The organism is Bacillus sp. FSL W8-1143 (assembly GCF_037965155.1).
Lineage (GTDB): Bacteria > Bacillota > Bacilli > Bacillales > Bacillaceae > Bacillus > Bacillus pumilus.
The window spans coordinates 2,315,832-2,337,574 of the sequence record NZ_CP150182.1 but is presented as its reverse complement, the minus strand read 5'-3'; the positions used below and the strand labels follow the sequence as shown (position 1 = coordinate 2,337,574).

Annotated in this window: 31 protein-coding genes; 24 read left to right on the top strand and 7 right to left on the bottom strand. The window is 40.7% G+C overall.

Features of this window, described 5'->3' with window-relative positions:
* Positions 1 to 348: a hypothetical protein gene (locus NSQ36_RS11835; protein WP_310426314.1), complete on the bottom strand. Its 348-nt coding sequence runs from the start codon at positions 346 to 348 to the stop codon at positions 1 to 3.
* 178 nt (positions 349 to 526) lie between these two features.
* Here NSQ36_RS11835 and NSQ36_RS11830 point away from each other — a divergent pair, with 178 nt between their 5' ends.
* From NSQ36_RS11830 to NSQ36_RS11810, 5 genes are all read left to right on the top strand, one after another.
* On the top strand, positions 527 to 820 hold the full coding sequence (locus NSQ36_RS11830) for a CotD family spore coat protein (protein ID WP_003216648.1): 294 nt from the start codon (positions 527 to 529) through the stop codon (positions 818 to 820).
* An 18-nt stretch (positions 821 to 838) separates the two neighbouring features.
* Positions 839 to 1,441: a GNAT family N-acetyltransferase gene (locus tag NSQ36_RS11825; RefSeq protein WP_339205750.1), complete on the top strand. Its 603-nt coding sequence runs from the start codon at positions 839 to 841 to the stop codon at positions 1,439 to 1,441.
* Positions 1,442 to 1,472: 31 nt separating this feature from the next.
* Entirely contained in the window at positions 1,473 to 2,012 is a 540-nt protein-coding gene (locus tag NSQ36_RS11820; protein WP_212046216.1) for a delta-aminolevulinic acid dehydratase, read from the top strand.
* A 159-nt stretch (positions 2,013 to 2,171) separates the two neighbouring features.
* A complete protein-coding gene (locus tag NSQ36_RS11815) occupies positions 2,172 to 3,584 on the top strand; it encodes a polysaccharide deacetylase family protein (protein ID WP_339205748.1) in 1,413 nt (470 codons plus the stop codon).
* A 100-nt stretch (positions 3,585 to 3,684) separates the two neighbouring features.
* Positions 3,685 to 3,876 carry a hypothetical protein gene (locus NSQ36_RS11810; protein ID WP_050943721.1) on the top strand — a complete coding sequence of 64 codons (192 nt, stop codon included), beginning with the start codon at positions 3,685 to 3,687 and terminating at the stop codon, positions 3,874 to 3,876.
* A gap of 53 nt (positions 3,877 to 3,929) precedes the next feature.
* On the opposite strand, the gene NSQ36_RS11805 is transcribed toward NSQ36_RS11810, so the two are convergent.
* Positions 3,930 to 4,061 (bottom strand): hypothetical protein, encoded by a 132-nt coding sequence (locus tag NSQ36_RS11805; RefSeq protein ID WP_267875469.1) that lies wholly within the window; start codon positions 4,059 to 4,061, stop codon positions 3,930 to 3,932.
* Positions 4,062 to 4,213: 152 nt separating this feature from the next.
* On the opposite strand from NSQ36_RS11805, the gene NSQ36_RS11800 reads away from it, so the two are divergent.
* The 3 genes from NSQ36_RS11800 (at position 4,214) to NSQ36_RS11790 (ending at position 5,395) form a co-directional block, all read left to right on the top strand.
* On the top strand, positions 4,214 to 4,639 hold the full coding sequence (locus NSQ36_RS11800; protein ID WP_339205746.1) for an NUDIX hydrolase: 426 nt from the start codon (positions 4,214 to 4,216) through the stop codon (positions 4,637 to 4,639).
* Between the two features lie 32 nt (positions 4,640 to 4,671).
* Complete coding sequence (locus NSQ36_RS11795) at positions 4,672 to 5,088, top strand: hypothetical protein (RefSeq protein ID WP_284906840.1); 417 nt, start codon at positions 4,672 to 4,674, stop codon at positions 5,086 to 5,088.
* Between the two features lie 139 nt (positions 5,089 to 5,227).
* A complete protein-coding gene (locus NSQ36_RS11790) occupies positions 5,228 to 5,395 on the top strand; it encodes a hypothetical protein (RefSeq protein ID WP_268458434.1) in 168 nt (55 codons plus the stop codon).
* Between the two features lie 117 nt (positions 5,396 to 5,512).
* On the opposite strand, the gene sigK is transcribed toward NSQ36_RS11790, so the two are convergent.
* Positions 5,513 to 6,241, bottom strand: a complete 729-nt coding sequence (gene sigK, locus NSQ36_RS11785; RefSeq protein WP_034738387.1) for an RNA polymerase sporulation sigma factor SigK — start codon at positions 6,239 to 6,241, stop codon at positions 5,513 to 5,515.
* A gap of 231 nt (positions 6,242 to 6,472) precedes the next feature.
* Between sigK and NSQ36_RS11780 the strand changes: the two genes are divergently transcribed.
* From NSQ36_RS11780 to NSQ36_RS11765, 4 genes are all read left to right on the top strand, one after another.
* A complete protein-coding gene (locus NSQ36_RS11780; RefSeq protein WP_251190293.1) occupies positions 6,473 to 7,594 on the top strand; it encodes a Rap family tetratricopeptide repeat protein in 1,122 nt (373 codons plus the stop codon).
* A gap of 176 nt (positions 7,595 to 7,770) precedes the next feature.
* Entirely contained in the window at positions 7,771 to 8,511 is a 741-nt protein-coding gene (locus NSQ36_RS11775; protein ID WP_050943726.1) for a polysaccharide deacetylase family protein, read from the top strand.
* Between the two features lie 84 nt (positions 8,512 to 8,595).
* Complete coding sequence (locus NSQ36_RS11770; protein ID WP_223251386.1) at positions 8,596 to 9,324, top strand: GDSL-type esterase/lipase family protein; 729 nt, start codon at positions 8,596 to 8,598, stop codon at positions 9,322 to 9,324.
* Positions 9,325 to 9,402: 78 nt separating this feature from the next.
* Complete coding sequence (locus NSQ36_RS11765) at positions 9,403 to 9,552, top strand: hypothetical protein (protein WP_003217499.1); 150 nt, start codon at positions 9,403 to 9,405, stop codon at positions 9,550 to 9,552.
* A 135-nt stretch (positions 9,553 to 9,687) separates the two neighbouring features.
* Here the strand turns inward: NSQ36_RS11765 and NSQ36_RS11760 are convergent, their stop codons facing one another.
* Positions 9,688 to 9,828 carry a sporulation histidine kinase inhibitor Sda gene (locus NSQ36_RS11760; protein WP_003217327.1) on the bottom strand — a complete coding sequence of 47 codons (141 nt, stop codon included), beginning with the start codon at positions 9,826 to 9,828 and terminating at the stop codon, positions 9,688 to 9,690.
* A gap of 362 nt (positions 9,829 to 10,190) precedes the next feature.
* Between NSQ36_RS11760 and NSQ36_RS11755 the strand changes: the two genes are divergently transcribed.
* Genes NSQ36_RS11755 through NSQ36_RS11720 form a run of 8 tightly spaced genes read left to right on the top strand, consistent with a single transcriptional unit; the run spans position 10,191 to position 15,208 of the window.
* On the top strand, positions 10,191 to 10,712 hold the full coding sequence (locus tag NSQ36_RS11755; protein ID WP_034620856.1) for a YqeG family HAD IIIA-type phosphatase: 522 nt from the start codon (positions 10,191 to 10,193) through the stop codon (positions 10,710 to 10,712).
* A 2-nt stretch (positions 10,713 to 10,714) separates the two neighbouring features.
* Complete coding sequence (gene yqeH / locus NSQ36_RS11750) at positions 10,715 to 11,815, top strand: ribosome biogenesis GTPase YqeH (protein ID WP_251190294.1); 1,101 nt, start codon at positions 10,715 to 10,717, stop codon at positions 11,813 to 11,815.
* A 21-nt stretch (positions 11,816 to 11,836) separates the two neighbouring features.
* Positions 11,837 to 12,679 (top strand): shikimate dehydrogenase, encoded by an 843-nt coding sequence (aroE, locus tag NSQ36_RS11745; protein WP_251190295.1) that lies wholly within the window; start codon positions 11,837 to 11,839, stop codon positions 12,677 to 12,679.
* A complete protein-coding gene (gene yhbY, locus NSQ36_RS11740; protein ID WP_003217501.1) occupies positions 12,673 to 12,963 on the top strand; it encodes a ribosome assembly RNA-binding protein YhbY in 291 nt (96 codons plus the stop codon). The genes aroE and yhbY overlap by 7 nt, the downstream gene beginning before the upstream one ends.
* A 13-nt stretch (positions 12,964 to 12,976) precedes the next feature.
* Entirely contained in the window at positions 12,977 to 13,546 is a 570-nt protein-coding gene (locus NSQ36_RS11735) for a nicotinate-nucleotide adenylyltransferase (protein WP_106029125.1), read from the top strand.
* A complete protein-coding gene (yqeK, locus tag NSQ36_RS11730; RefSeq protein ID WP_003217386.1) occupies positions 13,536 to 14,099 on the top strand; it encodes a bis(5'-nucleosyl)-tetraphosphatase (symmetrical) YqeK in 564 nt (187 codons plus the stop codon). The genes NSQ36_RS11735 and yqeK overlap by 11 nt, the downstream gene beginning before the upstream one ends.
* Before the next feature lie 12 nt (positions 14,100 to 14,111).
* Entirely contained in the window at positions 14,112 to 14,468 is a 357-nt protein-coding gene (gene rsfS, locus NSQ36_RS11725; protein WP_251190296.1) for a ribosome silencing factor, read from the top strand.
* Positions 14,465 to 15,208, top strand: a complete 744-nt coding sequence (locus NSQ36_RS11720) for a class I SAM-dependent methyltransferase (RefSeq protein ID WP_106032744.1) — start codon at positions 14,465 to 14,467, stop codon at positions 15,206 to 15,208. The genes rsfS and NSQ36_RS11720 overlap by 4 nt, the downstream gene beginning before the upstream one ends.
* A 48-nt stretch (positions 15,209 to 15,256) precedes the next feature.
* Here the strand turns inward: NSQ36_RS11720 and comER are convergent, their stop codons facing one another.
* Entirely contained in the window at positions 15,257 to 16,105 is an 849-nt protein-coding gene (comER, locus tag NSQ36_RS11715; protein ID WP_339205740.1) for a late competence protein ComER, read from the bottom strand.
* Between the two features lie 90 nt (positions 16,106 to 16,195).
* Here comER and NSQ36_RS11710 point away from each other — a divergent pair, with 90 nt between their 5' ends.
* The 3 genes from NSQ36_RS11710 (at position 16,196) to NSQ36_RS11700 (ending at position 19,780) form a co-directional block, all read left to right on the top strand.
* Positions 16,196 to 16,825, top strand: a complete 630-nt coding sequence (locus NSQ36_RS11710) for a helix-hairpin-helix domain-containing protein (protein WP_106032746.1) — start codon at positions 16,196 to 16,198, stop codon at positions 16,823 to 16,825.
* Between the two features lie 65 nt (positions 16,826 to 16,890).
* Positions 16,891 to 17,460, top strand: coding sequence for a ComE operon protein 2 (locus NSQ36_RS11705; protein WP_003217422.1), 570 nt, complete (start codon positions 16,891 to 16,893; stop codon positions 17,458 to 17,460).
* Positions 17,453 to 19,780, top strand: coding sequence for a DNA internalization-related competence protein ComEC/Rec2 (locus NSQ36_RS11700; RefSeq protein ID WP_339207354.1), 2,328 nt, complete (start codon positions 17,453 to 17,455; stop codon positions 19,778 to 19,780). The genes NSQ36_RS11705 and NSQ36_RS11700 overlap by 8 nt, the downstream gene beginning before the upstream one ends.
* A gap of 39 nt (positions 19,781 to 19,819) precedes the next feature.
* On the opposite strand, the gene NSQ36_RS11695 is transcribed toward NSQ36_RS11700, so the two are convergent.
* On the bottom strand, positions 19,820 to 19,954 hold the full coding sequence (locus NSQ36_RS11695; RefSeq protein WP_012010638.1) for a YqzM family protein: 135 nt from the start codon (positions 19,952 to 19,954) through the stop codon (positions 19,820 to 19,822).
* 236 nt (positions 19,955 to 20,190) lie between these two features.
* Between NSQ36_RS11695 and holA the strand changes: the two genes are divergently transcribed.
* Entirely contained in the window at positions 20,191 to 21,210 is a 1,020-nt protein-coding gene (gene holA / locus NSQ36_RS11690) for a DNA polymerase III subunit delta (protein ID WP_113387159.1), read from the top strand.
* Between the two features lie 134 nt (positions 21,211 to 21,344).
* On the opposite strand, the gene rpsT is transcribed toward holA, so the two are convergent.
* A complete protein-coding gene (rpsT, locus tag NSQ36_RS11685; RefSeq protein ID WP_003217506.1) occupies positions 21,345 to 21,611 on the bottom strand; it encodes a 30S ribosomal protein S20 in 267 nt (88 codons plus the stop codon).
* Between the last annotated feature and the right edge of the window lie 132 nt (positions 21,612 to 21,743).

Sequence of the window (21,743 nt, the reverse complement as noted above, 5' to 3'; positions counted from 1 at the left end):
TCACCTCGTGTTTGATGATGAGTGGGAAGGTTCTGGGGCGGTACCGCAGCTAACCTTATATTCATTTTTCTCGACCTTTTTCGAATAGCAGACAGAAGGTGTCATCCCTGTTTCACTTTTCCAAGCCTGCCAGTAAATATCATAAAGCTGGCCATACTCAGGATCTTTGTACTTCGTTTTTTTCAAAATAGCAAAATAGCTTTGGTAAGGGTATCCTTCTTGGTAAATTGATTTCCGGATAGCGCCTTTTTCGGTTGAATTTGTGAAGATCATAGGTGATAGCATTGGAAGAGCAATGATGATGACAATAAATGTCATGAATAAAAAGAGTTTATGTTTTGTTTTCATAGATGTCCTTTCTGCGCAATATATCATTTGTATAATATGTTAAAAATGACCTTTTGTAAAGAAAGAGAAAACGAGATGAATAGTGGATTTTTTAAAAAATAGACAAGCATCTAATCACGAATGACGTCTCTTACATACGATAGAGTGTAAGTGAAAGACAAATTGAAGGGGTGTTGAGATGAGCCGGAATCGATTAGATGATTTTTTCTTTGGACCTCGCAGAGGAAACCATGGAGAAGATGAAACGGTTGTTTTCCCCACACGTCAAATTGTCAACACAAGAACGAATGAACAAACCATCAGAAAAATTCATCCAACGCATATCACAAACGTCAATAAAAATATCAAAAGAATTGAAAACTACTATCCTGTCACTGAGTCGACTCATAACGAGTATATCGTGAAAGAATACGATTGCGGCAGTGATATCAAAAACCCTTGCTGCCGTCCAGTGAAACGCTGCAAGTGGTAATGAAGGGGGCATCCTTTTATGGGATGCCTTTTTATTTTCAGAAGAAAAATTTTGATCAAAATCTCCTTTCAAGATAAAATTGGAAGTATGAATCATTCTGTTGGGGGCGATGTTCTGAATATTCAATTGTTAATTCCAGATGATGCTGAAGAATATGCCGCGTTGAGACTAGAAGCACTACGATTACACCCAGAGGGCTTTGCGATGAGTTATGAAGAAGAGCAAATCGGTACAATAGAAAAATACGCAGCTCGTTTTGCTTCGGTACAATTGATGTGGACCTTTGGCGCCTTTGATCAAGGGAAGCTTGTGGGCATGGTCACGCTCATCCAAGAAAACTTACAGAAATTAAAGCACCGAGCGAATGTGGCAGCGATGTATGTTACAGCGGGTGCCCGCGGAAAAGGAGTAGGCAAGACCTTGATGACAGAAGTTCTTTCATTTGCCGGAGAACGACACGACATCGAGCAAATGTATTTATCAGTCGTGACGACCAATCACTCAGCCAAACGCCTGTATCGCTCTATTGGATTTGAGTCATACGCGCTTGAAGAAAAAGCTCTAAAATGGCCAGATCATACATATGCAGATGAGGAAAAAATGGTTTTATTTTTATCATAGTCTGGAGGAGATAGAAGTGGATCAACAAGCCATGTGCATCACATTAGCAGCAGGACCTAATAGTGAGCTGGAATCTTTTGCACTGCGTGCAGCACTTGAAAACTTCGGCGCGAAAGTCGATATGCATTGGATTGGAAGACCGAATGACCTGATTCATGTGTTATCTGGTAGAAATAGAAGAGAAATAGATTACCTTCTTTTATCGTTTCACGGTGAAGAAGGAGCATTGATCATGCCTGAATTAGGGGAAGATGTATACGAAGATGAGGAGCCTAGAGGCGCTGCTTTTGGAGCGGATGAAATCAAGCAGTATGCTTCATTAAAGGGGATTCACGTCATTTCTACAGGCTGCACACTAGGTGAGAAAAAATTAGCAGATGCCTTCTTAGAAGCAGGTGCCCTGTCCTATATAGCGCCGGATGATTACATTGATGGAGATGCGGCATTTATCTTTGTATTGACCATGCTTTATGAGCGCTTGAACAATACAAAGACGGTCAGAGCGGCTTTTGATCGAGCGAGTTCGATTGATGAAGAAACGAGATTATTTCAACTATATATGCAAAAATAATGATAGGGCTGAGAAATCAAGCCCTTTTTCTATTCCTCTTTTAAAATGTGTCTAAAGTGTGACGATTATGTTTTTTGAAAACTAAATTAGGTTCGCACAAAGTCTATCCTACAAACACACGTCATCAAGGCATGACGCCATCACGAGAGGGGAATTATTGTGTCAATGAAATGGAAAATCAGTCTCGTCCTATGCGGACTTGCAATCATCATCGGAATTGCTGCATTTTATCATAATCAGCAGGCAAGTGGGACGGAGAAGAAGAAGGTAGAACCAGATGCGAGCTATAAAGAAGTTGAGATAGTCACCCTCGTGAATGACGGGAGATACATGAGATATGCTGTCAACTATCCGGTCTTTCATCAAGAAAAGCTAGATCAAGAGATGAAAAGATATGCAGAAACAGCGCTAGACAAATTCAAAACATCATTTAGCGAAGCGAGCGATGTCGATGAAGAGAATCGATACGAATTAAATATAGATTACGAGATTATTCATTATGCCAAGCAAACTGCTGCGATTAAATTCAATACATATGAATTGAAAGGCGGAGTAAAAGGCGCACATCAAACGAAGATATTCAATTTTGATTTCAAGAAACAGCATTTTTTATCAATAGATGATTTATTTTTATCAAAGAAAGAAGATCTGCAAAAACTGTCTCAAATGACATTTGAGGAGTTAAAGAAAGATCGTTCTCTTGCTGAAAATGAGCATTTACTCAAGCAAGGAACGTCTCCTGCGGCAGAGCATTATCAGTATTTTGCCATCAAGGATCGTTTTATTGAATTCTACTTTCCAGCAGGGCAAATCGCACCAAGCGAACAAGGCCCTCAAGTGCTGGCGATTAAAAAAACCCTGCTTAAAGGAATGTTAAAGCCTGAATATATTAATAAAGAAAAGAACAAAAATGAGAAAAAAGAACCGATTCCAAAAAGAAAAATCGTAAAACTGCCAAAACAGGCGGTATTCAACCCAAACCAAAAAGCCATTGCCCTGACATTTGATGATGGACCAAATCCATCAACGACTTCAAAAATTTTAACAGCTTTAAAAGAAAACAAAGGACATGCGACATTTTTTGTATTAGGCAGCAGGGTTCAATATTATCCCGATATGCTAAGTAAAATCAGAAAGGGTGGGAATGAAATCGGAAATCATTCCTATAGCCATCCTTTACTCACAAGACTGCCATTAAAACAAGCCGTCAAACAGGTAGAAGAGACCCAGCAAATCATTGAAAAAGCGAGCGGTTTTACACCGACTCACTTTAGACCGCCATATGGAGGAACAAACGGGCAAATCAACGCGGCTGTCAATATGAAAGTCACGCTTTGGGACGTAGATCCTGAAGACTGGAAATATCGCAACAGCCAGTACGTTGCTAACTACATTCTCACACATGCGTCTAGCGGAGAAACCGTCTTAATGCACGACATCTATGACACCTCGGCAAATGCAGCTGTCACGATTATCAAGGAATTAACCAAACAAGGATATCAATTGTTGACAGTGTCAGAGCTTGAGCAGTGGAAGGAAGCGCGGGCGAAGAAAGGTGAATTGAATACGTAATGATCATGCGAATCTTAGTGGATTCGCATCTTTTTTTAAAGCTAATTATGAAAATAAAGGGAAATGATGTTAAAATGAGTGTGGAAAGGGAGGGCTTCGGATGGTATTGATGAGGTTGATCAGCCTATATATGCTGACAGCGTTTTGTTTGGGTTTTATCGTCAACTATGTACCTGGTTTGATGCTGCCCATTTATATTCTTGCGATGATCGGGCTCATTTTATGTCTCGTTCATATTGCGCTGCATTATATTCATAAAATCAGATATATGTTGCTTCATGAGAAACGGTAAGAATTCTCCAATTGCTTTTTCTAAAAAAACTTCCCTCTAAATGAGAGAAGTTTTTATTTTTTCGGTTTTTGATGTTCTAACAGTTGTATGATTTTCTCGTTTGACTTTTTCATTTGTCTTAATAAGGAAACGATATTCCCAGTAAACCCAATGAGGACAATAAGTAAAATGATGATGATCCACATGCTGTGGCCTCCAATCTGCTCACGAATGCTGTTTTGCTTCCTTAACCATTACCTTGTATCAAGGATACCGTATAATGAATGTATTGAAATGAACAGTTCGTGCTATTTATTCGACAATTGATGTGAACAGAGAATGATTGAGGGGGATTCATTTGAAACGAGTAGACGTAGTATCAGCTATTATTTATGATGAGGAAGAAAATATGTTAATGGTCAAAAATGTAAAGGGATATTGGGGACTTCCTGGTGGTGCTGTAGAAAAAGGCGAACACCTGAAGCAGGCCGTGGTCCGCGAGGTGAAAGAAGAGACAGGGTATGTTTGCAAAGTAAATGAACTTCATTCGGTTCGAGAAGCATACTTTCAAGACAAAAAGCATCATGCGCTGATGATCACCTTCTTTGCCGAAATCACCGGAGGACAAATGAGTATTCTCGATCCGGATCATGATATCGAAGAAGTAAAATGGGTCAGTAAGCAAATCGTTCAAAAGCTAAACCCCAAGCTATATAACTGGCTAAAATTAAACGAAGAATCACAAGCTTTTTATCAATTTGAAGGAAATAGAACAGTTGGATAACAAGTTGATATAGGTATGAAGGAGAGATATGGATGTTTTTATACTACGGCCCCACAGGAGCTCCAGTAGAAAATCCAGAAGAAGAATTCTTGAAAAGAATCTTCTTTCAAGAAGATGAAGAGTATTGGAAACAAGGAAATGGGGAATCTTCCATTGAGATTGAGGGAGATTGGGAAAGTGAAAGTCTAGTTTTCTTTTATACGGAACCGTATGGTTTCTTGATCATGAGGTATCCGAATTTTTTGGTTCCTTTTAAAAAGGGAGAAAAAATTGAAACCATCGAACATTTGGTCGCAGGATCCCCATTGTATGTGCCGTCGTGTAGCTACATCAATCGGGATCAAGCATATCAAATCGTTCATCATTTTTTGACGACAAAAACGTTTCCTGATTTTGTTGAATGGGTCGAGTTGAGAGATATTGATTTTCAGGAGGATATGGAAAGCTAGGGGTGCCAGATGAAAGTGAGTACAGAAGAAAAATTACATAGCTTAGATGAAACTATGCATTTACATGTAGGGTATTATGAACATGGTTTTGATTATGAAGGCGTGTTTTTTTAAGAGTTTAGAAACAGGAAGATGGCTCTTGTTTTTTGATCAAAAAAGTTATGGAGTAACACTTTTGAAGGAATATGAGAAGTGGAATGATCTAGGGCTATTGATTGGAGAATCTCTGATTGAAGATGACCAAATTGAGGAGGAAGGTCATAAGCTTTTTGAGCGTTACTTAAAAGAAAACAGCATAGTGAAATAAATGGGGATAAAACATGACATAGTTTTCTTTTGTGTATGTGGGCTATATTGTGATGTTCAAATAAAAACAGACCCAACAAGGTCTGTTTTTTTAATAGGAGTTGGGAAAAGTTTGTTTTCACTTCCCCTTCTCCCGCTTCCGCTTCTCCTTCTCCGCCCGGTAAAACTCATGAAACATCTTCATCAGCGCCCGCTTCTCAATACGAGACACATAGCTCCGCGATATCCCGAGCTCCTTTGCTATTTCCCGCTGCGTTTTTTCTTTCTTTAAATCAAGGCCGAACCGGCCGACGATCACTTCTTTTTCCCGGCCGTCGAGAATGTCGATATACTCCTTTACTTTTTCAAGCTCCATGTTGAGCTGAATCGTATCAATCACATCTTCATTTTCGGATTTTAAGACATCAATTAAAGAAATTTCATTGCCTTCTTTATCCTGACCAATGGGGTCATGTAAGGAGACGTCTTTTTTTGTCTTTTTTAGCGCGCGTAAATGCATCAGAATTTCATTTTCAATACACCGCGCCGCATACGTTGCCAGCTTTGTTCCTTTTCCAGAGGAATAGCTTTCGATGGCTTTAATGAGTCCGATCGTCCCGATGGAGATGAGGTCTTCAGCGTCTTCCCCGGTATTTTCAAATTTCTTGACAATATGGGCGACGAGCCGAAGGTTATGTTCAATCAGCATATTTCTTGCGTGTTCATCGCCCTGTGCCATAAGGGCTAAGTATTTTTTTTCATCATCTCCCGAAAGGGGCTGTGGAAAGGCATTGTTTTTGACATAGGACACTAAGAACACCAATTCTTTGACCATCAATCCCATCGCTGTAAATACTCCTGCCACGATTTTCACCTCCACCATGTTTAGGCCACTGCCTATATCCTCAAATGTATGTGAAGGGGGGATTGTCTGTGTCTGTACGATGAAAAAATCATCTTTTTCGAAAAAAACGGGCTTCTGTTCGTCTGTTTTTGCTGCCTTGCTCATATGTTTGCGGTTTCTTTGCGGTGCTTGGCGGTCAAGAAGCGTGCTAAAATATGTAATATTAGACCGAAAAGGAAGGGGTTTTTTCGGAACATGGGGAAGGTTCTATCTTCACATGTAGGTATGAAAATTAATGAATGGTATCGAATGATACGGCAGTTCAGTGTTCCAGATGCGGAAATCCTGAAAGCAGAAGTAGAAGCAGAAATTGAACGTATGGAAGAGGACCAGCATTTACTGATTTATTATCAGCTCATGTGTTTTCGGCACCAGATCATGCTTGACTATATACACCCTTCAAAATATCAACCTTTCTCAGTATCTAATCTTGTCGATAAAATCGAAAACTCCAATCATGAGTTATCTGATATGCTGCATTATTACCATGCATTTTTTCGTGGCATGCATGAGTTTAGTCAAAAAGAATATTTAGAAGCCGTCAAATATTACCGAGTGGCAGAAAAACAGCTGTCTATGGTATTTGATGATATTGAGCAGGCTGAGTTTCATTTTAAAGTAGCAGAAGCCTACTATATTATGAAGCAAACGCATGTCTCGATGCATCATATTTTAAAGGCGCTAGAAATATACGATCAGCATGATGCCTATACTATTCGCATCATTCAGTGCCTGTTTGTGATCTCAGGAAACTACCAAGATTTAAAACGAAAAGATCGGGCACTGCCTCATTTAAAAAAGGCAAAACAGCTCGCATCACAAATTGATCACCCGCGGATATACAGTTCAGCGCTTTATAATTTAGGAAAATGTTACGGGGAGCTGGGCTACCTTGAGGAAGCAGAACGCTATTTAACGGAATCGGCTGATATTGCCTGTAAAGAGAAGCTTCCCACGCTTCCACATACACTCTATACGCTCGCAAAACTGCTTTTTAGACAAAATGAACAAGTAGCAGCACGCCGCATATTAGAAGATGGAAAATTAGCTGCAAAGAAGCATGAAGACCAGCTGTTCTGTCATATGTTTGAGTATCTGGATGCTTTATATGTTCAAGGAATGAATGAAAAACAACTGCAAAAAACCATTGATTATTTGGAAAAACTTAGCCTATACTCTTATATAGAGGATATCTCACTAGAAATTGCGACAGCCTTAGAAGCCTCTCAACAATACCAGAAGTCCAACCAGTATTATCAGAAATTATTATGGGCTCAAAATCAAATCCAAGAAGGAGAGTGTCTGTATGAATTCTAAGCAACGTTCGACAGTTGAAGAGAGAAACCAAACGTGAAACAAAAAGCGGGCCTGATGGGCCGGCTTTTTTTATGTGAAAAAAGAAGTCAGATATGCGGATCGTGACCATGAATGCTGAATGATTCATCAAAAAGCGGGCAATTTAATCTGTAAGAATGTTCTGTGGAGGCGGTCAAATGAGAGGGTTGCATGTCTTGATGTGTATATTGCTGCTATGTGCTTTTGTTCCTAATGAAGTAGAGGCACATACATTAAAACGAGTCGATCTCGAAAAAACGGGACGTGCCTTCTGGGACATGAGAGCGGAACGGAAAAAGATTGCGATCACCTTTGATGATGGACCTCATCCAGTTTACACGAATCAAATATTGGATGTGCTGAAGCAGCATCAAGTAAATGCCAGCTTTTTTGTCGTAGGAAGCCGGGTTCACGCATATCCAAAGATCGCAGAACGGATTGTGGACGAAGGAAATGAGCTTGGCAACCACACGATGAATCATACGTATTTTGACCTGTTATCATCAAAGGAGATCAAGCAGGAGCTAAAAGAATCAGCGGCTCATATCGCTTCACTCCAGCCTGGCGGGCCCTTATTATTTCGTCCTCCTGGCGGCCGCTTGACGATGAAATCTTTCCGCATTTTGTCAAAGCAAGGATATGATGTGGTCATGTGGTCCTTTACGCAAGATCCGAAGGACTGGTCAAGACCAGGCGCGCATAAAATTGCGAGCCGTATTATTGATCATATTCAAGGCGGCGATATCATTCTTTTGCATGATGGCGGAGGAAACCGGAAGCAGACGGTCGAAGCACTGAAACAAGTGATACCTGAATTAAAGGATCGAGGATATGAATTTGTCAAAGTGAGCGAACTGCTGCATCATGACAAAGCGTATGTACCTGTTCAACTGCAATAGGAAGTATTCGTCAAAAACAGTCATTCATTGAAACCAAAAGTCTTGTCGTTTACTATATGAAGAGGGCTTTTGGAGGTGAATGTTGTGAAGAAATATGTTGTCCTTTTCATCCTGCTTTGTGTCGCTGCTGGGTGCTCAAAGCCAGAACAAGAAAGTGTCATTGCATTTGGCGACAGCAATACAAAGGGATCAAACTGGGACTTCCGAGATTATCCAACATCTGAAAAATGGGTGAATCTCATGAAAAACGTCGAGCGCGGTCAAATTCAAGTGAAGAACGCAGGGATTGGCGGGCAGACGACTGAAGATGCGAAGCTTCGCTTTGAGCAGGATATTTTAAAGCAGAAACCAACTTACGTCCTCATCATGTTCGGTACGAATGATGCGGCGATTTTAGACGGGAAACATCCCCGAGTGACGAAAAAAAGATTTAAAGAAAATGTAACCTACTTCATTTCTGAAAGTAGAAAAGCAGGCATTACCCCGGTTCTCATGACTTGTGTACCTGTTGTAGAAGGCGGAAAAAAGGGCTTGTATTATTACTCTAGGTATAAGTCATCTTATTTTGCTGAGAGAGGCGGGGCAAGAGCTTGGCAAAATTCCTATAATGACATCACGAGAGAAATAGCCAAGGATCAGCAAGTACCGCTTGTCGACAACTGGAAAGCGTTCATCCGAGAAGCTGGTGAAGATAGTGACAATGCGTTGATTCAATCAGGTTTAATCGACCCTTCTGGCAATCATATGACGCCAAAAGGGGCAAGAATCATTTATAACGAAATCAAAGAGCGTGATGTCATCAAACATTTTTAAATGATGGCCATCTGCCTAAACAAGATCATCCATTTAGCATAGTCTAACAGTATATCTTCCTAGAAGGAGGTAACTGATATGTGGGGATGCCCTTATCCTTACCCTGCGTGTTCGCCTTATCCAGCTCAAGGAGCAGGAATCGGTTACGCTTTTCTTGTTGTATTCCTTGTGGTTATTTTGGTCGTAGGTGGAGGGTTATGGTTTTGGAATGAACAGCCTTGCAAATAAGACACCTCTTCTTTACTTGAGAAGGGGTGTTTTTTACGGAAAATAGTAGTAAGCCTATAGCGCAAGTGATATAATATCAGTCACCTGAGTTTAAAAAAGAGAATGCTCGGGAGGCATGGTTCCTGTGATATGGAATTAAGAGGAAACAGAGAGCATATGCCCGAGCGAACGTCTTTTCATTTCTGTCTCAATTAATTCAATGAAGTCGCGATTTAAGTTCATTTCATTTGCTTTATAATACGATTCTATAAGTAAATCATCTGACAGCTTTTTCATACTAGAAACCCATATGATGGGAAAAACACCTCCCCTGAAAAAGTTGGCATAAAACTTGAGGAAAAGACATATCATCATAGGTTGATCGAATGTCTCTGAAGTACCTTTAATCTACCATGAATGGGAAACAAGAACAATCGTTCTGTTATCCACATGGTGAAGTGGATAACTTGTGGGTAGAGTGTTTATAATTGAATGAAAGCGTGATGAAATATAGGTGGATAATGTGTGTAAAATTATCCACAACTGTTGAAGGTCCTCGTCATATGTCGAAAACTTTTTCATTGTATTCGATAGACAGACAAATTGTGATTTGATTCGACACTATCGCTGAAAAACCAATGGAAGAAAGGGTGCAAATTGTGCTAAAGAAGTATTTCTTACCGGATGAATTTGTGAAAAGCATTTTCCACATTTCACCGCAAAAACTAAAAGAACGAAATGTAAAAGGAATTATTACCGATTTAGATAACACACTAGTAGAATGGGATCGTCCAAGTGCGACGCCCCGCTTAATTGAATGGTTTCAAGAAATGAAGGATCACGGGATACAAGTGACGATTGTATCGAACAATAATGAAAAAAGGGTCAAGCTTTTTTCTGAACCAGTTCATATTCCGTTTATTTATAAAGCGAAAAAGCCGATGGGAAGAGCTTTTAATAAGGCCGTCGCTGATATGCAATTGAAAAAAGAAGATGTGGTTGTCATTGGGGATCAGCTCATGACCGATGTTCTAGGCGGGAATCGTCACGGCTTCCATACGATTTTGGTCGTTCCTGTTGCTGCCTCAGACGGATTTATCACTAAGTTTAACAGGCAGATTGAACGCAGAATTTTAGGAGCCTTAAAGCGTAAGGGCCACATTCAGTGGGAGGAAGAGTAATAATGGAAAAGGTTGTTTGTATTGGCTGCGGTGTAGCCATTCAGACGGAAGATAAAGATCAATTAGGATATGCGCCGGCAGCATCTCTATTGAAAGAAGATGTGATCTGTCAGCGCTGTTTTAGGTTAAAGAACTACAATGAAATACAAGATGTTTCTTTAACAGAAGACGACTTTTTAAATATATTGCACAGTATCGGAGAGACAGATTCTCTGATTGTCAAGGTCGTTGATATTTTTGACTTTAACGGAAGCTGGATTAATGGGCTGAGTCGTATTGTCGGTGGTAACCCGATTTTACTCGTCGGCAACAAAGTAGATATTTTACCGAAATCCGTGAAAAAAGATCGTTTAATTCATTGGATGAAACGGGAAGCGAAAGAAAACGGATTGAACCCGATCGATGTTTTCTTAATCAGTGCAAGCAGAGGTCAGGGCGTACCTGAGGTGATGGAAGCGATCGATCATTACCGCGAAGGAAGAAATGTCTATGTCGTCGGCTGTACGAATGTTGGGAAATCCACATTTATCAATCGAATCATCAAAGAAGTATCTGGTGAAGAGAACGTGATCACCACATCCCAATATCCAGGTACAACACTTGATGCCATTGAGATCCCGCTTGATGACGGATCTGCTCTATTTGATACGCCGGGCATTATCAACCGTCATCAAATGGCGCACTATGTCAGCAAAAATGACTTGAAGATCTTAACGCCGAAAAAAGAATTGAAACCGAGAACGTTCCAATTAAATGAAGCTCAAACGCTTTATTTTGGCGGGCTTGCTCGATTTGATTATGTAAAAGGCGGCAGAACGTCATTTGTCTGCTATATGCCAAATGAGCTGAACATACACAGAACAAAGTTAGAGAACGCAGATGATTTATATGAAAAACATGCCGGTGAACTGCTATCACCGCCATCAAAAGAGGGGATGGAAGATTTTCCTCCACTCGTTCCACATACCTTTACCATTGATCAGCCGAAAATGGATATCGTCTTCTCAGGCTTAGGGTGGATTACGGCAAATGATGCAGATAAGCAAATCAAAGTCTATGCGCCAAAAGGCGTGCATGTGTTTATGAGACGTTCGTTAATTTAAATGTTCAGAGGGGGAGAGACCTTGAAACCTTTATACGGAGTAATCGGTAACCCTGTTGGCCATTCAATGTCTCCGGATATTCATAATGCAGCATTAAAGGATGCTGGAATTGATGGACATTATCATGGCTTTCAAGTAGAAAATGATAACCTGAAAGATGCCATTAGCGGTATGAAAGCCTTAGGAATCAGCGGCTTTAACGTCACTGTTCCGCACAAGGTAGACATCATGCAGTACCTGGACAAAATTGATGTGACAGCTGAACGCCTGCGTGCAGTCAATACGGTGCGGCTCGAAGGAGGTCAGCTCGTCGGGTACAACACAGATGGGGAGGGCTTTCTTCATTCATTGCTTGAAGCCTTGGATCAGCCTTTATCAGAGCTGTCATTTCTAATGATTGGTGCTGGCGGAGCGGCAAATGCGATTTATACGACAATCGCTGACTATGCACCGAAAAGCTTTGATATCACCAATCGTACCATTGAAAAAGCTGAGGCTTTAATTGAAAGTGCAGATGGGAACTTCACTTCTAGTGCCATTACATTAAAGACGGCGGAAGAGCAGCTTGGGGAATATGATGTCATCATCCATACAACCTCAATTGGTATGCACCCGAATGTTGAAGAAACCCCGATTTCTTTAGTAAACGCAAAAAAAACAGCGGTTGTTTGTGATATTGTGTATAATCCAATAGAAACAAAACTGCTCAGAGAAGCAGCCGGGTTAAGTTTGAAAACAGTAGATGGTGTCGGCATGTTTGTTGGACAAGCAGCTAGAGCCTTTGAACTGTGGACAGGCATCACGCCTGACGCAAGAAAAATGAAGTCAATTGTGATACAGAAATTAGGAGGAACACCATGTTAAAAGGGAAACAAAAACGTTTTTTACGTGCAAAAGCACATCATTTATCACCTATTTTTCAAGTAGGAAAAGGCGGGGTAAATGACAATATGATCAAGCAAATTTCCGAGGCGCTTGAAGTAAGAGAATTGTTAAAGGTCAGCATATTACAAAACTGCGACGAGGACAAAACGGAAGTTGCGAAAGCACTTGTCAAAGGTGCAAAAGCTGAACTTGTTCAAACGATCGGAAATGTGATTGTCCTTTATAAAGAATCAAAGGAAAATAAACAAATTAAGCTGCCGTAAAGGTGGATGTGATATGAAAAAAATAGGGTTGTTTGGTGGTACGTTTGATCCTCCTCATAATGGGCATTTGCTGATGGCAAATGAAGTGCGTTTTCAAGTAGGGCTTGATGAAATTTGGTTTATCCCAAATCACAAGCCTCCTCATAAAACAGACCGGAAGCGAGCAGATAGTCGTCACCGGGTGAAAATGGTGGATGCGGCGATCCAGTCAAATCCACATTTTCGATTGGAGCTCATTGAAATGGAGCGAGAGGGTCCATCTTATACAGTAGATACGGTGGAGCTTTTAAAGAAGCGTCATCCTGAAGATGAATTCTTTTTTATGATTGGAGCGGACATGGTCGAGTATTTGCCAAAATGGCATCGGATAGATGATTTGCTTCAGATGATTACTTTTATTGGGATGAAAAGACCGGGTTATACCCGAAATACGACATATCCTCTTTTATTTGCAGATGTTCCAGCTTTTGATGTATCATCGACATTGATTAGGCAGCGAATCATGCAGGAAAAACCTGTCGATTATTTGATACCGAAAGCTGTTGAGCGTTATATAAAGGAGCATCACTTATATGAATCGTGAAGAAGCATTAAGCTGTGTCAAAGAGCAGTTAACAGAGCATAGATATACACATACACTCGGGGTTATGGAGACAGCTATTTCTTTAGCGGAACGGTTCGGTGCAGATGTGAAAAAAGCAGAGATCGCCGCTATTTTTCATGATTATGCGAAATTTAGACCAAAGGATGAAATGAAGGGGATTATCCAGCAGGAACAGATGAACCCTCTATTGCTGGAATATTCGCCCGAGCTTTGGCATGCCCCGGTTGGTGCCTATTTGGTTAAAAAGGAAGCAGCTATTAACGACCAAGATATTTTAACGGCCATTGAATTTCATACATCAGGCAGACCAAACATGACATTACTTGAAAAGGTCATTTATGTCGCTGATTATATCGAACCAGGACGTCATTTCCCTGGTGTTGAAGAAGTAAGAGAGTTAGCAGAGCAAGATTTAGATAGCGCACTGATTCAGTCACTAAAAAACACGATCAGCTTTTTATTGAAAAAGAACCAGCCAGTCTATCCAGATACGCTTGCGACTTACAACTCACTTGTGCATAAGAACAATTAAGGAGGAATTTCGATGGATTCATCATCAATTTTAAACGTCGTGGCAGGAGCATGCGATGATAAACGGGCTGAGGATATTATTGCCCTTAATATGCAAGGAATCTCACTTGTTGCCGATTATTTTCTCATTTGTCACGGGAACTCTGATAAACAAGTGCAGGCCATTGCAAGAGAAGTAAAACATCTTGCAGAGGAAAGCGGAATCGAAGTGAAGAAGATGGAGGGCTTTGATGAAGCAAGATGGGTATTGATTGATCTTGGTGATGTCATTGCTCATGTGTTCCACAAAGAAGAAAGAGGATACTATAACCTAGAGAAGCTATGGGGAGATGCGCCGAGAGAAACGCTTTCACTTGGCATTAACTCATGATTTATCAAGGGTTTGCAGGTGTGTATGACGAGCTCATGACACATGCACCTTATGATGAATGGGTTCAGTGGATCCAGCAGAATATCAAACCGAATGCTGCCATTATTGATGTTGGCTGTGGAACTGGAGAGATTTCTCTTCGGTTAGCTGAAAAGGGTCACGCAGTCACAGGAATTGACCTCAGTGAAGAAATGCTGGTTTTCGCGCAGCAAAAAGCACAGGCGAAAAAGCAGTCCATTCAATTTTTACATCAAGATATGAGAGAGCTGACGGGTTTTGAGCAAGTCTTTCAAGCGGCGGTTATATGCTGTGATTCCTTGAATTACTTAAAAAACGAAAATGACGTCAAAAAAACCTTTAAAAACATGTTTCAGCTTTTAGAGGCAGATGGGGTTTTACTCTTTGATGTTCATACTCCTTATAAAATGGAAGAGGTATTCCCAGGTTCGACTTATGCCGATCAAGATGAAGAGATCAGCTATATTTGGCAGAGTGATAAAGGGGATGACATGTATTCGGTCATTCACGATTTAAGCTTTTTTGTAAAGGACGGAGACGTGTATCAGCGTTATGATGAGACACATGAACAGCGTACATTTCCATTTGAGACCTATGCGGCGTTCCTTGAGTCCGCTGGCTTTGAACAAATAGAAGTGACCGCTGATTTTACAAATGAAGCGCCCGGGGAATTCGCCGAAAGATATTTCATTTCAGCTAAGAAGCCAAAAACCATCGTTTAATGGAACGATGGTTTTTTAAAACCCTTTTTTCGCTTGTTGCAGAGTTGATTAATTTCTGCGATCATCAGTAAACACACTTGGCGGATATTGATGCGCAACCGCTTCAAGATCTTTATCAAATTTTTCATGGGTGTTTTGAAAAAGGCGGTGGAACATATCTTGAACACCTGCTTCAAGTGCTTTAATCCCTTCACCCGTAACGCCGCCTTTTACACACACTTTGTCTTGTAGTGTCGGAAGGGTATAGACTCTTTTTTCAATCAAACGGCCAAGCCCTACAAGCATATCTTCTGATAAGGTGGTGGCTTCTTCTTTAGAAATATCTGTTTCTTCAACGGCTGCTTCAATCATTTTCTGAACGAGGAAGCTGATAAAGGCAGGACCGCAGCTGACGATATCTGACGCCGCTCTTGTAATCGAATGATGAATTTCGATAGGTGTTGAAATGCAGGAAGCTAATTGTCTTAACGCTGTTTTCGTCGCGACATTACATGACGATCCAAATGTTAAAAGTGACGCACCTGATAAAGCGCGGTTCGTAATGCTTGGAATCAGCCTGGCTGTTTGACAAGGAACGATATCCTGAAGCTGTTCAGGATGAACCGGACTTGTAATGATGACAATGGTTTGGTGCTCTTTTAAAAGAGGGCTCAGCTCTTTTAAAAGAGGATAAATATCAAGCGGCTTGACACAAACAAAGATGAAATCTTTATCCATGACAGCTCCTGTAAGCTGTTTTGTTACTTCAAGCTCTGGGTGGTTCTTTTTTATATTGAACGCTTTTTCTATGGTCCGGTTTGTAATGGTGATGGATGAGGGATTGACTGCCTTTGATTCAATAAATGCCTCAGTAAGTATGGTACCCATGTTTCCTGTACCGATTATCCCGATATTCAAACGTTCTCCCTCCTTAGGCGCATAGGATCTGTTATCTTCTAAACAGTATGTTGAGCAATAGAAAAATATGATTGAAAGAAGCGTGAGCACGTGAAGCGACTCATTCCATTGAAAAAATACAGTCTTTATATCGGAGCTGGGCTCATGGGCGCGATCATCATCACTTTCTTCCTTTTGGCAGGAAATAAGGGGAGCACTAGAGAGCCAAGTGTATTGAAGGGCGATCAAGACAAACAAGTCACATTAGAAAACAAACAAGAAAAGACCGATAATGAATCATCCTCCATTTTTGTGGAGATCAAAGGGGCTGTAAAAAAGCCAGGTGTTTATACGTTTCAATCTGATGCACGGGTAGAAGAAGCCATTCGAAGAGCAGGAGGTTTTACTAGTAAAGCAGACACGATTGAAATTAATCAAGCAGCAAAATTAGAAGACAGTATGATGATTTATGTCCGGAAGCAGGGAGAAGCAGAGAGAGAGGCACAAACAGCAGGTGCAGACGCTCCATCGGGTAATGAAAAGAGTCAAGGTGTCAATGTGAATCAGGCTGATGCAGCGGAATTGCAAACCATTAATGGAATAGGGCCAGCTAAAGCAGAAGCTATCATTACGTACAGAGAGGAGCACGGAGAATTTCAACAAATTGAAGATTTGCGGAACATTTCAGGTTTTGGGGAGAAGACCATTGAACGGCTGAAAAATGAATTGACCGTTAAGTAGAATTGACGGTATAGAAGGAAGGCATGTACACTTAATACCAACCATCATTCTGGAGGGATCAGCTCGTGGAAAGAATTTCATGGAATCAATATTTTATGGCGCAAAGCCATTTGCTTGCTCTGCGAAGCACCTGTGAGCGGTTAGCTGTTGGGGCGACCATCGTCAGAGACAAGCGTATCATTGCAGGGGGATATAATGGCTCAATTGCTGGTGATGTCCATTGTGCAGATGTGGGATGCTATGTCATTGATCATCACTGCGTTCGCACCATCCATGCGGAAATGAACGCTATTTTACAATGTGCCAAATTTGGTGCACCTACAGCCGATGCTGAAATATATGTCACACATTTTCCTTGTTTGCAGTGCTGTAAAGCCATTATTCAAGCAGGTATTCGAACCGTTTACTATGCAAAGGATTATAAAAATCACCCATATGCCATTGATTTATTTGAGCAGGCAGGTGTTCAAACGGAACAAGTTGAACTCGATGAAATGATCATCGACTTAAAAAATCAAGAAAAATTAGCCTTTGTTGCAGATCTAATTGGCAAACTAAGTGAATCAGGACTTAGTGAATCAGAAATTCGCAATATGCATGAGAAGGCGAATCAATTATTTACTTCCTATGTTTAATTATTTGCCGTTTGGGGCAATTTCAGCAGCTGTTGGAATTGCTCTGGCTGCATATCATCTTCATTTGTACTTCCTTCTCTTTCTTCTCATCATCTTCCTTCTCAGCCTACTGAAAAAAATCCCCAAACTCTTTCTCATGATCAGCCTATGTGGAGCCGTCTATACTCTTATTTTTATGGTTCATGAGTTTTTTGAAACGGATCAACCTGTTCAAGAAAAATTCTTTTCCGGCTCTGTTGTGATTGAAACGATTCCGAAAATAGATGGCAATCGTTTTTCGGCAACTGTGTCAACAGAAGATGACCGGCTAGCCGCTTTCTATACCATTCAAACAGAGCGTGAAAAAGAGACGTTAAAAGACGTAGAGCCAGGTATGAGCTGTCATATGACAGGTGATGTTCGACCGCCTAAACACGCAACCATTCCTAACGGGTTTCAATACGATCAATTTCTACAATCAAAAGGCATTCGCGCTATTTTCTTACCGCAGTCAATCAAAGGCTGTACAAAAAATGATCGTCCTTCCTATTATCTTCAAAAGATGAGGCAAAAAGGCTTAAAATTCTTAGAAGATCATGTGCCGAAAAACTCTGTAGGTATTGTACAGGCTCTTATTTTTGGAGACCGTGATTTGATTGATCCTGACACGCTAAGAGACTATCAAATGCTCGGTGTTATTCATCTGTTAGCGATCTCAGGACTGCATGTGCAAACGCTTCTTGCCTGTTTATTTTGGTGTCTGCTTCGTGCCGGTGTGACAAGAGAGACAGCGCGTCTTCTTCTATTATGCTTTCTTCCTGTTTATGCTTGTTTGACAGGTGCTGCACCATCAGTTTTAAGAGCTTGCCTTATGGCAGGAATCTATTTAGTGATGACAAGCCTGCCAAAAGAAATGAAACAGCCTTCTGCTGTCGTATTAAGCGCAACGTTTTTATTCTTATTAGCGATTCATCCTCTATATCTATTCGAGATCGGATTTCAGCTTTCATTCGTGGTTACGTTTTTTATTTTGTTATCGACCAGAATCTTATCGCAAGCGAAAAGCGCCGTGATGCAGTTGTTCCTTGTCTCATTTGTTGCACAGCTTGCCTCGCTTCCTGTTCTTTTATATCATTTTCAGCAATTTTCTTTGCTGAGCATCCCATTGAATATGATATTTGTCCCTTTTTATACAACAGTTGTCCTGCCTCTATCCTTACTCTTTTTTCTTTTGTCTATCATTTATCTTCCGCTTGGAAAAGTGTTGTTCCAGTTGCTTGATTCGGTCATCCAGCTAAGTCATCAGTTGTCAGCACATATGGCAGTTTTTGATGGGTTCAACTTGATTTTTATGAAATCGACTTGGTGGCATATTCTGCTTGAAGTGAGCGCCGTTGTTTTTTTGCTGTTTGTGATGGAGTGCAAAATGTCCGTGAAATCCTATGCCGTGCCGATTATATTACTAATCGGTGTCTTGAGTGCACACTATTTCACCCCGAATTTTCTCCAAAAAGGGGAGGTCACGATGCTGGATGTCGGACAAGGGGATAGTTTGTTTATTCAGCTCCCTTACCGAAAGGGACATCTACTTGTGGACACAGGTGGCAGACTTTCTTTTGATGATGAACCATGGAAAAAAAGACGTAAAGTGTCTACGATCGGTGAACAAACACTAATCCCGTTTTTGCATTCTAAAGGTATAGCAAAACTTGATGTGCTGATTCTCACGCATGCAGATCAAGACCACATGGGAGAAGCAGTTCGTTTAATCAAACGAAATAAAGTAAAGCGGCTAGCCATACCAAAAGGTTATGCCCGAAGTCCAGAAGATGCAAAGCTGCTAAAAGAAGCAGCTGAAAAAGGTATTATGATTGATGAATTAGAAAGAGGAGATCAGCTCCAAGTTGGAGAGCACATATTTGAGGTTCTTCACCCTTCGCAAGACCGGGTGACAAGTAAGAACAATGATTCACTTGTTCTAACTTTTAATCTTGGCGGGAAACGGTTTCTGTTCACTGGAGATCTTGAACATGAAGGGGAACGAGATATTATAGAAGCCTATCCTCACCTGCAAGCAGATGTCTTAAAGGTTGGGCATCATGGGAGCAAAGGGTCAACAAGTGATGAGTGGCTTCGGCATCTGGAGCCGTCGCACGCACTCATTTCGGCTGGTGAACGCAATCGTTATCAGCATCCTCATCAGGAAGTCTTGAAAAAACTAAAGGATCATCAAACGAAGGTGTACCGCACAGATCAAGACGGAAGTGTGACCTATGGATTTCTTGAGAAGGAAGGAACGTTTTACACGCATCCTCCATATGATATCTTACAAAAACAATAAAAAAACTGCCAAAACGGCAGTCATGTAGCAATCATGAAGTTAAGATCCAACGAGGTGTATAATGGTTGCCAAAATAAACATTGAGGCGAAAAATCCGAATGTGACGATAAAACCAACGGCTGAGTCGGTCACATCATTCCGCTTGCTTTGAACATTTTTTTCAAATTCATTCATTTTCATCCCTCCTGGCTAATTTTAGTATACTTGAACTCATTTGGAATTGCTAGAAGGTAAAGTAACCGTTTTCCATTTTCATGATCATTTTATGAATATCGTCTGAAGCAAGCTGACCCGGGAGCTTGCACCAGACGTTTACTATAAATGAGGAGGCGGTACTTTCAGCTTCCTCTTTACTAATGTCTTCGCACACTTTAGGATAGAGGAGGAAGTGAAAGAGAGGGATTCAATTTATGGTCTTTGAGGTTTGGAACAATTTAAAAAGAGGGGATATCCATCCCGTTTATTGCTTATATGGAAAAGAAACGTATTTACTGCAAGAAACAGCAGCTAAATTAAGACAAGCTGTAGTAGACGAAGAGACAAAGGATTTTAATTTCTCCGTCTTTGATATGGAAGAGGTGCCGCTTGAACAGGCTGTGACAGATGCAGAAACCTTTCCGTTCATGGGAGAAAGACGTCTCGTTGTGATCAAGAACCCTTATTTTCTTACAGCGGAAAAGAAAAAAGAGAAGATTGAGCATGAGCTTTCTCTGTTAGAAGCTTATTTAGAAAAGCCGGCGCCTTATACCATTCTCGTCTTATTGGCACCATATGAAAAGCTGGATGAACGGAAGAAAATCACCAAATTGCTAAAAAAGAAAGCGGCTATGGTTGAGGCAAAAGAGTTAAACCCAAAAGAAACAACGGATTTCACCATTACGCTGGTGAAAACAGAAGGAAAGGCGATGACATCTGAAGCGGCTGAGCAGCTTGTGATGCTGTGCGGCGGAAGCCTATCCTCATTGTTTCAAGAGGTCAGGAAGCTGAGTACATATATTGGAGAGCGAGACGAAATTGAATTAGCGGATGTCAATCAGCTCGTTGCAAGAAGCTTAGAGCAGAATATTTTCGAATTAATTAACCAAATTGTCAACAGACGCCGCTCTCAGGCCATGCAGATGTTTTATGATTTGCTGAAACAAAATGAGGAACCCATTAAAATATTAGCACTTATATCCACTCAATTTCGTTTGATTTTACAGACGAAGTATTTCGCTCAGCAAGGATATGGGCAAAAACAAATTGCTTCAAATCTAAAAGTCCACCCATTCCGCGTGAAACTTGCTATGGATCAGGCAAGGCTGTTTTCAGAAGAAGAGCTGAAGCAAATTGTCAAAGAGCTATCAACGATCGATTATGAAATGAAAACCGGTAAAAAGGACAAGCAGCTATTGCTAGAATTGTTTCTGCTTCGCCTATTAGGCGCTTGAACATAAAAAAACGACCTTCTAAAAAGAGGGTCGTTTTTGTTTAGATGTATAATTGTCAGTCTGTCCTAATGGCTGAGCCGGTCAGGACGGACGTACAGTTAAACAGTTGCCTCATTACTGAGGCGTTGCAAGCATTATGCAGAAAGTCCGTTTACTTGTTTAGCAAGTCTTGACTTGTAACGCGCAGCTGCGTTTTTGTGTACAAGACCAGTTTTAACGGCTTTGTCAATGCGTTTTGCAGCAGAAGAAAGAGCAGCTTTTGCTTGCTCAGCATCGTTGTTAGCTACAGAAACTTCAACTTGTTTAATCGCAGTACGCATCGCAGACTTGATTGTCACGTTGTGTGCACGGCGTTCGTTATTCGTTTTTGTACGTTTGATCGCTGATTTAATATTTGGCATGTGTTTCACCTCCTAAGATACAACCTAAACACAATTGTCTTAAGGTTAAATCTTCACAATAGAACAAGTTGTATTCTATCAAACACACCTTTAGAATGCAATATAAATGTAAAGTATTTTTCATTGATGAAG